Genomic DNA, 13,574 nt, shown 5'->3' with positions numbered 1-13,574 from the left:
CCAATGGCTCGCGTGCAAGTCGAGACGCTCGAACAGTTCGAGCTCGCTGCTGAAGGAGGAAAGAGCGACGCACTCTATGACCTGGGCCTTATCTATTCGACGGGCCGGGGTGTGGAGGTGGACCTCGTGACAGCGCATAAGTGGTTCAATCTGGCGGCCGTTCGCGGAAGCGAGCCTGCCCGTCATTATCGCGCCGAACTGGCACAGGAAATGAATCCCGCCCAGGTTGCTGAAGCCCAGCGACAGGCGCGTGAGTGGTTGGCGTCGCACTAGTTCTCCCGGTTCAAATCTGCGCGTCGGCGTCGCTTTCCCGCAAGGTGACAGGCCATTGCGTTGCGCTTATGTTGCGCACGCGAACACAGAGGGGCCCATGACCGACGCCATTGAAGACCTTATCCAGATTCTCGACCTCGAAAATATCGAGGAAAACCTGTTTCGCGGCCATAGCCCCGATGTGAGCTGGCAACGCGTATTCGGCGGGCAGGTGATCGGTCAGGCCATGATCGCCGCCTATCGCACGGTCGAAGATCGCGTGTGCCATTCGCTGCACGCCTATTTCATCCGCCCCGGCGATCCCAAAGTACCCATCGTTTATGAGGTCGACCGTTCGCGCGACGGCAAAAGCTTCACGACGCGCCGTGTCGTCGCGATCCAGCACGGCAAGCAGATTTTCAACCTGGCGGCTTCGTTTCAGGTGCCGGAGCAGGGGTTCGAGCATCAGGCGGAAATGCCGATTGTGGCGATGCCGGAAGACCTGCCGAGCGAGCGGGAGTTGCGCGAGGAAGTTGCGAGCCGATTGCCTGAAGACATGGCCAAGCATTTTGCCCGGCCGCGTCCTATCGAGATCAAGCCGGTCAATCCGCAGCACTACATCGATCCCGAACCGATGGAGCCGACCCAATATATCTGGTTCCGCGCCCGCAAGCCGGTGCCGGAGAACAATATTGCGCTGAGCCAGTCGATCCTTGCCTATGCCTCCGACATGACCCTGCTCGATACCTGCATCCGGCCTCATGGCGTGAGCTGGGTTTCGGGAAAATTGCAGTCCGCGAGCCTCGACCACGCGATGTGGTTTCATCAGCCTTTCAAGGCGAATGAGTGGATGCTTTATGCCCAGGATAGTCCCAGCGCATCCGGCGCGCGGGGCTTCAATCGCGGCAGTGTTTTTACCCGTGACGGTCGCCTTGTGGCATCGGTTGCCCAGGAGGGGCTGATCCGATATCGGCCCTAAGATAGTCGTTTTCTCCCAGATGGCTCTTGATGCCAGAGGCAATCTTGGGCATACACGGGTCACGGAGATGTGGCCGAGTGGCTGAAGGCGACGGTTTGCTAAACCGTTATACGGTGTAAAGCCGTATCGAGGGTTCGAATCCCTCCGTCTCCGCCAAAGCCCTCACATATCATATTGATTCATCGAGACTTTTTGGCCTCATGCTGCGCCGCTTGCGACTAGGCAATGGATGCCTGTGTGAATCGCATGTGCCGACCGCAAACTGCTTTTCAAATGTTCCGGTGCGACGTGCGGCTCAGACAGGACGCAGCAGATAATGGCTGACGGCCCAGTCTTTGCCGCCTGCATGGCCGAAGAGTCCTGCCGTGGCGAGGAAGAAGATGCGCCAGCGGCGACGCCAGAGTGATGCGTCATTGCCATAGACGTCGCGAAGAATGTCCATAGCTGGTTCCGAATTGGTGTCGAAGTTTGCCAACCAGTGGAGTGCTGTTCGGCGATAATGTTCGCCGCTCCATCGCCAATCCCTTTCAATCGAAAACAGATTGTCGAAGTGGTCGATCAGGCCATGGCTCGGCATCATGCCTCCAGTGAAGAAGTACCGTGCGATCCAGTTGGATGGATCGTCCAACTGGAAGCGGTAGGGTGTGCGGGCATGGGTGAAGATGTGGATGAAAAGTTTGCCCTCGGGCTGCAACCAGCCTCTCACGCGAGTGAGCAGGGCGTCCCAGTTTGCCATGTGCTCGAACATCTCAACGGAGATCACGCGATCGAAACGTTGGGGTGTCGAGAAGGCGTTCATGTCTGCGGTGATGACGCGCAGATTTACAAGACCGCGCAATGCGGCCTGCGCGATGATGTAATCGCGCTGGGCTTGCGAATTTGAAACTGCGGTGATGCGTGCATCGGGAAAACGAGCGGCCATCCAGAGCGTGAGCGAGCCCCAACCGCACCCCAATTCCAGAATGTTCTGACCATCAGCGAGTTGCGCGCGGGCGGCTGTTTCGGCGAGAGCCAACTCTTCGGCTTCTGCCAGGGTTTCCCGGCCAGTCGGGTAAAGGCATGAGGAGTATTTTCGCTGCGGCCCCAGGATCAGATCAAAGAAAGCGGGCGGCAATTCGTAATGCTGGGCGTTGGCATCTTCGACGTGCTCGGCTATGGGGCGGTTGCGCATGCTTTCCGCGAACAAAAGTTCCGCCAGTGAGTCGCTCGCTCCGAGTTTCTGATTTGTGCGCGACACCAGATAGCGGATGCCAGCGACAATCAGCGGATCGGGAAGTGAGGTGCGTTCCAGAAGGGCACTGCCGGCGGCGATCATATTCATCGTGAGTTCTCGTCCTAAGGGCGAAGCACGTGCATGTGTACGTTTCACCTTCGGTTGCGGATCAACCTTTGAGATGTGATCCAAACGCCGTTTGCGTCCCTATCAATGCAGGAGCGCAATGCCGCACGAGGCAAAGGACCCACGTATGATTTCTCGCCGAATGTTTATAGGGGCGGCTGCGTCCTTGGCTTTTGCCGGGCCTGCTTTGGCCGCTCTGCCGGTGCCAGTTGCCGACGTTTTGACGTTTCGCATCATGCGCAAGGGCACCCGTATCGGCACACATGCCGTGGCGTTCCAGAAAGTCGGTGATGCGCTGACGGTGACGATTAATGTCGAAATGCTGGTCAAGTTTGGACCCATTCCGATTTTTCGCTACACACACAGGAATATTGAAAGATGGCAAGGCGGCGAATTCATCAGCATGGATGCGAAAGCGGACAATGATGGTACCCCCGCCTTTGCAATTGCACGTCGGGAGGACGATGGGCTCCTTGTCGAAGGCTCAAAGGCCACACGATACATTGCTCCTCCGAACGCGTTGGCGGCAACGCACTGGAACGTTTCAGAGCTTTTCGTTCCGATGATCAATCCGGAAAACGGGAAGCTTCTCGCGCCGCAAATCACAGATAAGGGCATTGCACCTTTCTCGCTCGCCACCGGCAAGGTCATTCGGGCTCAGCACTACACCTGGCGTGAAGAGGAGGCTCTTGATCTTTGGTATGACAGCGACAAGACTTGGGTGGGTTTGAATTTTCAGGCCAAGGATGGTTCTGTTGTCGAGTATGAGCGGCTTTAGCCAATTAGCGGTTTTCGACGACGTCTTCGGCCGGTGTTGCGCCACGATCGGCGCGCTGGTCCACAGGCTTTGAAACGCGGCTCAGGTTGTGCGCCGTGTTGATGAGGGCGACATGCGAGAAGGCTTGCGGGAAGTTCCCGAGCATCCGCTGCGCCACAGGATCATATTCCTCCGAGAGCAGGCCGACATCGTTGCAGAGGTCGGCGAGGCGAGTAAAAAGCCTGCGCGCATCGTCCATGCGGCCCAGCATCACATATGCGTCAGCGAGCCAGAAACTGCATGCGAGGAAAGCGCCTTCGCCGGGTGGCAGGCCGTCTGCCGTTTCTTCGGTCCTGTACCGCAGGACATAGCCATCGACGATCAGTTCGCGCTCGATATGGGCAATCGTGCCGCGGATGCGCGGATCTTCAGGCGGCAGGAAACCAACGGCAGGCAGAAGCAGCAGGCTTGCATCCAGCGCGGGAGAGTCGAAGCTCTGCACGAATGTTCCGCGCGTTGCGTCATAGCCGCGCCGGCAGACCTGATCGTGAATTTCCTGACGCACCTCGCGCCATCGCTCGAGCGGACCGGGCAGATCGAATTCTTCAATGCTTTTGATGCCGCGATCGAAAGCGGTCCAGGCCATGACTTTGGAATGCGTGAAATGGCGTCTGCCGCCGCGCACTTCCCAGATGCCTTCGTCGGGTTCATGCCAAATCGTTTCGAGATGGGTGAGGATTTTGCATTGAAGCGCCCAGTCGGCTTCGATGTATTCCAGCCCGCCGCGCCGCGCCTGATAGAGCGCATCCATCAGCTCGCCATAGACGTCGAGCTGAAGCTGGCTATGGGCCGCATTGCCGACGCGCACCGGCTGTGAGTTCTCATAACCGGAAAGCCACGGAACCTGCCACTCGGTCAGTCTGCGCTCTCCGGCGATGCCGTACATGATCTGCAATTTGTCGGGGCTTCCGGCGACGGCGCGCATGAGCCAGTTACGCCAGTCGCGGGCTTCGTCGTAGAAGCCGCTATTCATCAGCGCCAGCAATGTCAGCGTCGCGTCGCGCACCCAGCAGAAGCGATAGTCCCAGTTGCGCGAGCTTCCGATGTGCTCTGGCAGCGACGTTGTGGGCGCGGCGACGATGCCGCCGGTTGGCGCATAGGTGAGGGCTTTCAGTGTGATCAGAGAACGGATGACATTGGAGGCCCACGGCCCTTCCACTTTGGCGCGGCTTGCCCAATCTTTCCAGAACGCCTCCGTATCGTGGAGCGCCGCGATAGCATCCAGCGGTCCTCGCAGCGGTTCGTGCGAGGCCTGATAGGTCAATACAAAGGGATATGTTTCGCCTGCCGCGACCTTGAACTCGCTGACTGTTTTCAGCTCCTCGCCATGCAAGGCCACGGGCGTGCGCAGGAGAACCATATCGGGACCGGCAATCGCCTGAAGTGTGCCGCACTCGGTGGTATGGACCCAAGGGACTGTCTCACCGTAACCAAAGCGAATTTCAAGCTCGGTGCGCATCGTCACCTCGCCGCGCTCGCCGATCACCAGACGGACGATGTCCGACGTGCCGTGACGCGGCGGCATGAAATCCACGATTTTTACTGTCCCCTCCGGCATCTCAAATCTCGTCACCAGAATGAGCGTGTCGCCCTGATATTGGCGGCTGATCTCGGCCGATGTCATGTCGCAAGGTGCTATCAGCCAGCGGCCATTGTCCGGCTTGCCCAGCAAGGCGGCAAAGCAGGCGTCGGAGTCGAAACGCGGCCAGCATAGCCAGTCGATGGAGCCGCCACGGCCGACCAGTGCCGCGGTCTCGCAATCGCCGATAAGCGCGTAATTTTCGATACGATGCGTCATCAGAACGGGGAATTTGGTGTGCAGGCCATTGCATTGAAACGCGCAGGCGTGCGGGACGTTCCATTGGCGGGGCGGGTCGCCTGTTGACCGACAGTTCCCCGGCGTGAACTATTAGGGACGGGACGCGATTTGGATCGAGGGGATAACATGTCTGTCGCCACTTCCGCTGTGCCTTCCACGGCGCAGATGCCTGCGGATCATCCGGCGCGGCTGGTCGATCTCGCGCGCTATCCGATCCACGATCTCCAAAGCGCGGAAGCTCGAACGCTTGTCCAACGCTGCCATGATGAATTGGTGGCCACCGGCTCGTGCATGTTGCCGGGCTTCCTGACGGCAGAGGCTTTGGCCGCGATGAGGCAGGAGGCGCGTGAACTTGCACCGCTTGCCTATAATGAAGGCGCGGCAAAGGGGACGGCCTATCTCGACGCGCCCGACAAGAGCCTGCCTGAAGACCATCCGCGGCGGCGCATGCTGCGCACCTCCGTTGGCGCCGTTGCATATGACCTTGTGCCGCAAGGCTCGCCGCTGCGCCGTCTTTACGAGTGGGATGGGCTCAATGATTTCATCGCGAGCGTTGTCGGCCTGCCGAATATTTATCGCTATGCCGATCCGCTGGGCGCGCTCAACATTGCCGCGATGAAGTGCGGGGATGAATTGCTCTGGCATTTCGACCAGACGGATTTCGTGACCTCCATTCTGCTTGAGCCGAGCGAGCAGGGCGGGGAATTTGAATATGTGCCTTTCATCCGCAGCGATGATGACGAGCGATATGATCGCGTGAAGCGACTTTTCGACGGGGATATGTCGGAGGTGATCCGGCTCGATCTGGAACCGGGCGCTTTTGCCTTTTTCAAGGGGCGGCATTCGATCCATCGTGTGACGCCGATTGAAGGCGATACCACGCGGCTGATCGCGCTGCTCGGCTACGATACGAAGCCCGGCACGGTGAGCAGCGAGGGGTTGAAGCAGCGGCGTTATGGGCGGATCAACTAGAGCATGACCAAAAGAAGCATGATGATTGCCGAGGCCTATGTGGGCGAGGGCGTCGACGCTGCGCATTTGAACCTGATGCTGGGGCCGCGCGACGGGCCGGTCGGGCAGGCTTTCGCCAATGCGCTCGCCGCTCCGCGCATGGGCTATATTCCATTCATGGCGGTCGTCCGGCCGAATGTTCCGGCGACGCCCGCGACGCTCCTTGTTTCGAAGGGCGATCTGCGCGGGCCGGTTCATGAAAATCTGGTCTGGGGCCCAGCGCAGCTTGGCGTCGCGCGCGGCATCACCGAAGCGCTCCTCGAAGGCGACCTGCCGCCTGAGGCCGAGCACGATTGGGTCGCGATTGCGGCAGTCTGGGTGAGTTGGGATGCGAAGGATGCCGACGCTGTCTATCGCAACAATCATCAGGCGACGCGCGCGGCGGTGCGCCGGGCATTGTCGACGATCAGCGAGCGCGAAACGCTTGCGCGCTTCGCCTCGCGGCCGCTCAACTCATATTATCAGCCGAAAGGCTGATCGTCAGGCCGTGACGACTTCATCGTCGTCGATGTCGTCTTCGCTCGCCTCATGGTCTTCGGCGAGCAGCATGTAGATTGCCGGGACCACGAAGAGCGTGAAGGCCGTCCCGATGGACAGGCCCGAGGCGATGACGAGGCCCAGGCTGAACCGCGACATGGCACCGGCGCCGCTGGCAAGGATCAGCGGCAAGACGCCGAGCACCATGGCCGCTGTAGTCATGAGGATCGGGCGGAGACGAATGCTCGTTGCTTCCTCGATTGCCTCGCGCTTGCTTCGGCCTTCCTTCTGGAGATTGTTAGCAAACTCCACGATCAGAATGCCGTGCTTGCTGATGAGGCCGATCAGCGTCACGAGGCCCACCTGAGTATAGATGTTCAGCGTTGCACCGCCGACGCCGAGCGAGATGAAGATCAACGCGCCGCAGATCGACATGGGCACGCTGATCAGGATGATCGCCGGATCGCGGAAGCTTTCAAACTGCGCGGCAAGCGTCAGGAAAATAATGACCAGCGCGAAGAAGAAGGTCACGACGATGGCACTCGATTCCTGAACATATTGGCGCGAGGGGCCGGAGTAATCGACCGTGTAGCCTTGCGGCAGAGTGCGGGCCGCAAGATCGCGCAGGTAGTTGAGAGCGTCGCCCGTTGTGATGCCGGGCGTTGCCACGCCTGAAATCGTGGCCGCGTTGAGCTGCTGGAAATGGTTCAGCGTCTCAGGCACCGTTTTCGTTTCGAAATGGGCGACTGTCGAGAGTGGAATGGAAGCGCCTGCTGCCGTGCGAATGTAGTAGTTCGACAACTGGTCCACGTTGAGGCGGAACTGCTGCTGTACCTGCGGGATGACCTTGTAGGAACGGCCCGCCAGGCTGAAATAGTTGACGTAACCGCCGCCGAGCATCGCCGACAATGCGCCACCGACATCGCTCATTGTCAGGCCCATCTGCGCGACCTTGTCGCGATCGATGATGACTTCCGTTTGCGGCTTGTCGAACTTCAGGTCGGAGTCGAGAAAGACGAAGTTGCCGCTCTTCTGCGCTTCGGCGAGGAAAGCTTGCGAGACTTCATTGAGCTGCGAAAACGGTTCGGTCGTCTGGATCACGAATGAAATGGGTAGTCCGCGGGCACCGGGAAGCGCCGGGGGCTCGAACATGACGACGCGCGCGGCCGCGATATTGCTCAGCTCTTTTTGCAGCATATTCTTCAACTGGGTCGAAGATGTAGTGCGCTCGTCCCAGGGTTTGGTCACGAGACCGGCAATCGTCTGCGAGGGCGTGACGGCCTGGAAAACGTGGTCCATCTCGGGATGCTTCGCATAGGTCTTGTAGACCTCGGCGCTTGCGATCTGGCGCTGGGCGAGCGTCGCATTCGGTGCGGGCGTAACAAGGCCGATGACGATGCCCTGATCTTCCTGCGGCGCGAGCTCAGACTTCGAGAAGCTGTACAGAAAATAGATGCTGACGAGCACGATGGCCGCGAAGGTTGCGACCACGGGCAACTGGTCGAGGCTCGAACTGAGGACGCGCGCATAGCCGACTCTCAGTCGCTCGAAACGCTCATCGATGAAGGTGACGGTACGGCGTTCCCACTTGCTTGTCGTCGGATCGTTATGCGGCTTTAGAAAACGGGCGCACATCATCGGCGAGAGCGTCAGCGCGACGACCGCGGAGACGGTGACGGCGCCGACCAGCGTGAACGCAAATTCCGTGAAGAGCGCGCCGGTGAGGCCGCCCATGAAGCCGATCGGAATGTAAACGGCGATCAGCACGATAGTCATCGTGATGATGGGTCCGCTTAGCTCGCGCGCCGCGAGGATTGCCGCTCTGGTCGGTGGTTGCCCCTCTTCGAGATGGCGATTGACGTTTTCGACGACAATGATCGCGTCGTCGACGACAAGGCCGATGGAGAGCACCAGCGCGAGCAGGGTGAGCAGGTTGATCGAGAAGCCGAACAGCACCATGAACATGAAGGCGCCGACGAGCGAAAGCGGAATGGCGAGCGTCGGAATGAGCACAGATCGCGGTGAGCCGAGGAAGGCAAAAACCACCAGCGTAACGATGATGAGCGCTTCGACGAGCGTGCGAATGACTTCGTTGATCGAACTGTTGACGAATTTCGTCGCGTCATAGGCAATGGCGCCGTGCAGGCCTTCGGGGAGTTGCGCCTGAATTTCGGGGAACACAGCTCTGACGCGCTTCATCACATCGAGAAGGTTCGCGGAAGGCGCGACCTTGATGCCGACCTGAACGGACGGCTTTCCGTCGAAGTAGCCGGCGGATTCATAATCCTCGGCACCCAGCGTGACGTTGGCGACGTCTTCCAGTCGCACGGACGTCCCGTTGACGTTCTTGACGATGAGATTGCGGAAGTCGTCGAGGGAGGACAGGCTTGTTGAGGCGGTCAGATCCACCTGGACCATCTGGCCCTTGGTGGTGCCGAGCGCGGAGAGAAAGCTGTTGCGTGCCAGTGCGGCCGTGATGTCCGATGCCGTCATATTGTAAGCGGCGAGCTTGTCGGGGTTCATCCAGACGCGCAGCGCAAAGCGCTTTTCGCCAAGGAACTCTGCCTGCTGCACGCCTTCAATGGCTTGCAGCTTCGGCGCGACGACGCGGAGCAGATAGTCGCTGATCTGGTTGTTGGCCAGCACGTCGCTTGAGAAGCCGATATACATCGAGTCGATCGTCTCGCCGACGGCGACGGTGATGACCGGTTGCTGCGCTTCGGCGGGAAGCTGGTTGCGCACCGCGTTGACGCGCGTATTGATCTCGGTTAGCGCCTTCGCGCTGTCGTAGTTCAGGCGGATTTGCACCTGAATGACGGAGACGCTCTGCGAACTCACCGAGTTCATGTAGTCGATGCCGTTCGCCTGAGCGATCGAGTTTTCGAGAGGCGTCGTGATGAAGCCGGAAATCACGTCTGCGCTTGCGCCGAAGTAAGTCGTCGAAACTGTCACGACGGCATTTTCGGTACGCGGATATTGCAGCACGGGCAGCAGGGACACGGACCGCAAGCCCAGCACCAGGATGAGCAGGCTGACGACGGTGGCAAGGACCGGGCGGCGGATGAAGATGTCGGTGAAGTTCATGAGAGCCTACTGATCCTGCGGCGTGGGCGCGGGGCTATTGGGCAGTTTGACCTCATTGTTGATCAAGACAGGCGTGCCGTTTTTCAGCTTGAGCTGTCCTGACGTGACAACCGTGTCGCCTTCCTTGAGACCCTCGACGATTGCAACCTGATCGCCGCGAGTTTCGCCGGTCTTGACGAATTTCTGCTGCGCCGTGAGCGGCGTTTTGCCCTCGGCGTCGGGCTGGCCCTTGACGATAAGGAATATGGTTTCGCCATAGGGATTGTAGGTGATGGCCGTCTGGGGAAGCGTCAGGCGCTTCTCCGTGTCGCCGACGGCGATTGCGACGGAGGCGAACATGCCGGGCAACAGTTTGCGCTCGGGGTTTGAAAGCTCGGCGCGGACGGCGACGTTGCGGGTCTGCGGGTCGAGCTTGGGATCGAGTGCCACGACCTTGCCGGCAAATGTCATGCCCGGATAAGCGTCCGTCGTGATCGTGACGGCCTGGCCGACTGCCGCGAGGCGCACATTCTGCTGCGCCAGAGAGAAATCGACATAGATCGGGTCGAGCGCCTGAAGGGTCGTTACCTTCTGGCCGGGCGTCAGATATTGACCGAGATCGACGAGGCGGATGCCGACGTGACCATCGAAGGGAGCGCGAATCTGCTTCTTGTTGACCAGTGCCTGTTGTGCTGCAACCTGCGCCTGAGCGCTCTTGAGATTGGCCGTCGCCGTGTCCAGCGCGGCCTGGCTGACGGCGCGGGTGCGTACGAGTTCCTTGTTTCGCTCATAAGTGAGGCGCGACAGCTCGGCTGATGCCTTCAGCGCATTGAGATTTGCCACATCGTCGGCGTCGGCAAGGCGGAGAAGGAGATCGCCTGCTTTCACGTCGCTATCCGACTGAAAGGGGATTTCCGCGACGATGCCCGCGAGTTGGGGCGCTATGTCCGTGCCTTTTTCCGCTTTCAGCGTACCGACCGCTTTCAGCGTCGGGTCCCATTCCTCCATCCCGACCACTGTCGTCGAAACGGTCTGCGGAGGCTGGCCCATGCTGGCAATGAAGTGCCTGATCATGATGCCGCGGCCGATCAGGAAGGCAATGATGCCACCAAAGATTACGCCAGCCACAATCAGCATGATGACCATGCGTCTCGTTATCATGGAATTCTCCGCGTGCAGAAATGGGACGATGGGCTGGTGCCGCCAAGGGCGGTATGGCTGCGATTTATGTTACGATATAAAAGACTTAATAGATCTCTGAAAGGGATTGCCGCCGCCCGGATCGCTTTTTGTCGCGAGTAGGGTCTGCAGGGTGACACTTGCGATTGTGAAAACCCGTATCCCGGGGGGAAAATGAGTTCCGCGCTGGCCAGTATTGACCTCCTGATGTTTTTCCAGTTTATCGGCCTTGCCGCCTTCGCGGTATCCGGCGCGCTTGTCGCCGGCGAACGACAGATGGACTGGTTCGGCGTTGTCGTCATGGGCATCATCGTCGCGGTCGGCGGTGGCACGCTGCGCGATATGATGCTCGGCGCGACGCCCGTTTTCTGGATCACATCGCCGTGGTATGTGGCCGTGGCCTCCGTCTTTGCGCTGGGCACAATTCCTTTGATGCGGTGGGGAATTGCCGTCCGCAGGCCCATGCTTATCGCCGATGCTATCGGCCTTGCCGTTTTTGCGGTTCTGGGCACGCGCAAGGCGCTGGAAATGGGCACGACCGGTTCCGTTGCCGTCATCATGGGCATTGTGACCGGCATTTTCGGCGGTGTTATCCGCGATGTGCTGGCCAACCGTACGCCGATCATTTTGCGGCAAGAGGTCTATGCGCTGGCCGCTCTTGTCGGCGGCCTCGTGTTTGTGATCCTGCACCGCCTCGACGTTGCCCCTGCGCTTGCCCTTTGGGGATCGATCGGCGTCGCCCTCATCATTCGGCTGCTCGCTTTGGCGCGGCGCTGGTCAATTCCCATTTTCAAGATCGAGCCGACTGAGCCCGATTAGCCGGGGGCGGACCGCTATTGCATGAACCAGCCATGGCTGACGACAAGCGACTGGCCGGTGAGGGCGTTTGAAGGGAAGCTCGCAAAGAGCAGCGCGACCTCGGCGACGTCCTGAACGGTTGTGAATTCTCCGTCGACGGTATCCTTCAGCATCACCTTCTTGATGACATCGTCTTCTGAAATGCCGAGCAGCTTCGATTGTTCCGGGATCTGCTTTTCGACCAGCGGCGTTCGCACGAAGCCCGGACAGATCACATTGGCGCGTACGCGGTGCTCCGCGCCTTCCTTGGCGACGGTTTTTGCCAGACCGATCAGCCCATGTTTCGCTGTCACGTAGGGCGCCTTCAAGAGCGATGCCTCATGGGAATGCACCGAACCCATATAGATGATGCTGCCGCCACGTCCTGAGGCGTACATGATGGGCAGGCAGGCGCGGGTGGTGAGAAATGCGCCATCCAGATGGATCGCCAGCATGTTTTTCCATTCGGCCAGCGTGAACTCTTCAAGCGGGTGAACGATCTGTACGCCTGCATTGCTGACGAGAATGTCGACGCCGCCCCATGCCTTGACGACAGCGGCGATGCCCGAATTGACCTCGTCTTCTTTGGTTACATTCATTGCGACCGCCATGGCTTTCCCGCCTGCCGCCACAAGCTCGGCGGCGGTGGCTTGTGCGGCGGCCAGCGCCATATCGGCGATGACGACCTTTGCGCCTTCACGCGCAAAGGTCGCGGCGATTTCCTTGCCGATGCCGCTGGCGGCACCGGTCACGACGGCAACTTTGTTCTGGAGTTTCATGTGATCCTCTGCGGGAATTGAGATGATCGGAGGTGAATATCGTAGTCGCATTTCAATACGGCAATCCGGTCGAACTTGTGGCGGGCTTTTTGGCGATGCTTTTGCCTTACAGAGCCGCTTGGCAGGGCGCGCGGATTGGCGTAGCTTTTGCGCAACCTTGGCCCATGCCGGAAAAGGACAGAGACGATGACGCATATGTTCCGCATCAACGGCGCTTGGTGGACCACCTGACGGGTGGCCCAGACATGTCGCATATCGACTTGCCGGTTTGGCCGCCCCTTTTGGAGGCGGCCTTTTTGTTTTCCCGTTCGGAGCGAAGGTTGCCTTGAGGGGCGGTCTCCGGTTCGCAACGGAGAGAAAAATGATCAAGGAATTTCAGCACGCCAGAGAGTTCGATCTCGAGGGCGTCGTGCCGTGGGGCCGTCGCCTCGACGAGTACAGGGCGTTCTTCGCGCTTGATGATGTGGCGCCGGGCGCGAGCATCCTCGATGTGGGCGGCGGGCCTGCGTCATTCGCCGCCGAGGCGTCCGAGGCCGGGTACAGTGTGACGGCAGCCGATCCGATTTACGCGCTTGACGGTGAAACAATAAGGCGACGCTTTGAGGAAACGGCGGTTGCGATGCGCGCAGGCATGCGTGTCGCGTCCTATCGCTTCAACTGGAACTTTTATGGCTCAGAGGAGCGGGTGCATCGCCGCAGGCGCGAGGCGCTCGATCTTTTTCTCACCGATTTTGCGCGTCGGGGCGAGCGGCGCTATGTGCCTGCGTCGCTGCCGGATTTGCCATTTGCCGATGATACCTTCGCGCTCGCGCTCTCGTCGCATTTCCTGTTTCTCTATGGCGACGAGCTTGATGGCGCATTTCACATAGCTGCCATACGCGAGTTGTTGCGTGTCGCAGAAGAGGTGCGGATATTTCCGCTGCTCAATCTCGACGGGCGACCGTCGAGCCATCTGCCCGTTGTCATCCGCGATCTTGAGAAGGATGGCTTCGAGCCGGAGCTTGTGCCCGTGCCGTTCGAGT

The 13,574-nt window shown here is 59.7% G+C and carries 13 protein-coding genes and 1 tRNA gene; 9 read left to right on the top strand and 5 right to left on the bottom strand.

Annotated elements, in window-relative coordinates; translation table 11 throughout:
* Positions 1–3 precede the first annotated feature (3 nt).
* The 3 genes from WA943_RS02030 (at position 4) to WA943_RS02020 (ending at position 1,387) form a co-directional block, all read left to right on the top strand.
* Entirely contained in the window at positions 4–273 is a 270-nt protein-coding gene (locus WA943_RS02030) for a hypothetical protein (RefSeq protein ID WP_424468166.1), read from the top strand.
* A 97-nt stretch (positions 274–370) separates the two neighbouring features.
* Complete coding sequence (tesB, locus tag WA943_RS02025; RefSeq protein ID WP_424468165.1) at positions 371–1,231, top strand: acyl-CoA thioesterase II; 861 nt, start codon at positions 371–373, stop codon at positions 1,229–1,231.
* Positions 1,232–1,294: 63 nt separating this feature from the next.
* Positions 1,295–1,387: transfer RNA gene (locus WA943_RS02020), tRNA-Ser, on the top strand.
* A 139-nt stretch (positions 1,388–1,526) separates the two neighbouring features.
* On the opposite strand, the gene WA943_RS02015 is transcribed toward WA943_RS02020, so the two are convergent.
* Complete coding sequence (locus WA943_RS02015) at positions 1,527–2,552, bottom strand: SAM-dependent methyltransferase (protein WP_424468164.1); 1,026 nt, start codon at positions 2,550–2,552, stop codon at positions 1,527–1,529.
* Between the two features lie 145 nt (positions 2,553–2,697).
* Here WA943_RS02015 and WA943_RS02010 point away from each other — a divergent pair, with 145 nt between their 5' ends.
* Entirely contained in the window at positions 2,698–3,348 is a 651-nt protein-coding gene (locus WA943_RS02010) for a DUF6134 family protein (protein ID WP_424468163.1), read from the top strand.
* Between the two features lie 4 nt (positions 3,349–3,352).
* On the opposite strand, the gene WA943_RS02005 is transcribed toward WA943_RS02010, so the two are convergent.
* Positions 3,353–5,185 carry a glycoside hydrolase family 15 protein gene (locus tag WA943_RS02005; RefSeq protein WP_424468162.1) on the bottom strand — a complete coding sequence of 611 codons (1,833 nt, stop codon included), beginning with the start codon at positions 5,183–5,185 and terminating at the stop codon, positions 3,353–3,355.
* Between the two features lie 147 nt (positions 5,186–5,332).
* Between WA943_RS02005 and WA943_RS02000 the strand changes: the two genes are divergently transcribed.
* Both WA943_RS02000 and fae read left to right on the top strand, forming a co-directional pair.
* Complete coding sequence (locus tag WA943_RS02000; protein WP_424468161.1) at positions 5,333–6,178, top strand: HalD/BesD family halogenase; 846 nt, start codon at positions 5,333–5,335, stop codon at positions 6,176–6,178.
* Positions 6,179–6,181: 3 nt separating this feature from the next.
* Positions 6,182–6,694, top strand: a complete 513-nt coding sequence (fae, locus tag WA943_RS01995; protein ID WP_424468160.1) for a formaldehyde-activating enzyme — start codon at positions 6,182–6,184, stop codon at positions 6,692–6,694.
* A 3-nt stretch (positions 6,695–6,697) separates the two neighbouring features.
* Here fae and WA943_RS01990 read toward each other — a convergent pair whose 3' ends face one another.
* On the bottom strand, positions 6,698–9,778 hold the full coding sequence (locus WA943_RS01990; protein WP_424468159.1) for an efflux RND transporter permease subunit: 3,081 nt from the start codon (positions 9,776–9,778) through the stop codon (positions 6,698–6,700).
* A 6-nt stretch (positions 9,779–9,784) separates the two neighbouring features.
* Positions 9,785–10,918, bottom strand: a complete 1,134-nt coding sequence (locus WA943_RS01985) for an efflux RND transporter periplasmic adaptor subunit (RefSeq protein WP_424468158.1) — start codon at positions 10,916–10,918, stop codon at positions 9,785–9,787.
* A gap of 192 nt (positions 10,919–11,110) precedes the next feature.
* On the opposite strand from WA943_RS01985, the gene WA943_RS01980 reads away from it, so the two are divergent.
* On the top strand, positions 11,111–11,755 hold the full coding sequence (locus WA943_RS01980; protein WP_424468157.1) for a trimeric intracellular cation channel family protein: 645 nt from the start codon (positions 11,111–11,113) through the stop codon (positions 11,753–11,755).
* 14 nt (positions 11,756–11,769) lie between these two features.
* On the opposite strand, the gene WA943_RS01975 is transcribed toward WA943_RS01980, so the two are convergent.
* Positions 11,770–12,552: a 3-hydroxybutyrate dehydrogenase gene (locus WA943_RS01975; protein ID WP_424468156.1), complete on the bottom strand. Its 783-nt coding sequence runs from the start codon at positions 12,550–12,552 to the stop codon at positions 11,770–11,772.
* 32 nt (positions 12,553–12,584) lie between these two features.
* Here WA943_RS01975 and WA943_RS01970 point away from each other — a divergent pair, with 32 nt between their 5' ends.
* Positions 12,585–12,881 carry a hypothetical protein gene (locus WA943_RS01970; RefSeq protein WP_424468155.1) on the top strand — a complete coding sequence of 99 codons (297 nt, stop codon included), beginning with the start codon at positions 12,585–12,587 and terminating at the stop codon, positions 12,879–12,881.
* Between the two features lie 32 nt (positions 12,882–12,913).
* On the top strand, positions 12,914–13,574 hold a 661-nt coding region (locus tag WA943_RS01965; protein ID WP_424468154.1), incomplete at its 3' end, for a hypothetical protein.

The sequence above is a fragment of the Parvibaculum sp. genome (genome assembly GCF_049651025.1).
Classification (GTDB): domain Bacteria; phylum Pseudomonadota; class Alphaproteobacteria; order Parvibaculales; family Parvibaculaceae; genus Parvibaculum.
Note: the sequence above shows the minus strand (reverse complement) of the source record. Positions and strands in the feature narration are given on the sequence as shown.

What these genes read in the sequence shown, in the direction of transcription:
- WA943_RS02030 (WP_424468166.1), top strand. Translation starts at nt 4, where the DNA reads ATGGCTCGCGTGCAAGTCGAGACGCTCGAACAGTTCGAGCTCGCTGCT.
- tesB (WP_424468165.1), top strand. Translation starts at nt 371, where the DNA reads ATGACCGACGCCATTGAAGACCTTATCCAGATTCTCGACCTCGAAAAT.
- WA943_RS02015 (WP_424468164.1), bottom strand. Translation starts at nt 2,552, where the DNA reads ATGAATATGATCGCCGCCGGCAGTGCCCTTCTGGAACGCACCTCACTT.
- WA943_RS02010 (WP_424468163.1), top strand. Translation starts at nt 2,698, where the DNA reads ATGATTTCTCGCCGAATGTTTATAGGGGCGGCTGCGTCCTTGGCTTTT.
- WA943_RS02005 (WP_424468162.1), bottom strand. Translation starts at nt 5,185, where the DNA reads ATGACGCATCGTATCGAAAATTACGCGCTTATCGGCGATTGCGAGACC.
- WA943_RS02000 (WP_424468161.1), top strand. Translation starts at nt 5,333, where the DNA reads ATGTCTGTCGCCACTTCCGCTGTGCCTTCCACGGCGCAGATGCCTGCG.
- fae (WP_424468160.1), top strand. Translation starts at nt 6,182, where the DNA reads ATGACCAAAAGAAGCATGATGATTGCCGAGGCCTATGTGGGCGAGGGC.
- WA943_RS01990 (WP_424468159.1), bottom strand. Translation starts at nt 9,778, where the DNA reads ATGAACTTCACCGACATCTTCATCCGCCGCCCGGTCCTTGCCACCGTC.
- WA943_RS01985 (WP_424468158.1), bottom strand. Translation starts at nt 10,918, where the DNA reads ATGATAACGAGACGCATGGTCATCATGCTGATTGTGGCTGGCGTAATC.
- WA943_RS01980 (WP_424468157.1), top strand. Translation starts at nt 11,111, where the DNA reads ATGAGTTCCGCGCTGGCCAGTATTGACCTCCTGATGTTTTTCCAGTTT.
- WA943_RS01975 (WP_424468156.1), bottom strand. Translation starts at nt 12,552, where the DNA reads ATGAAACTCCAGAACAAAGTTGCCGTCGTGACCGGTGCCGCCAGCGGC.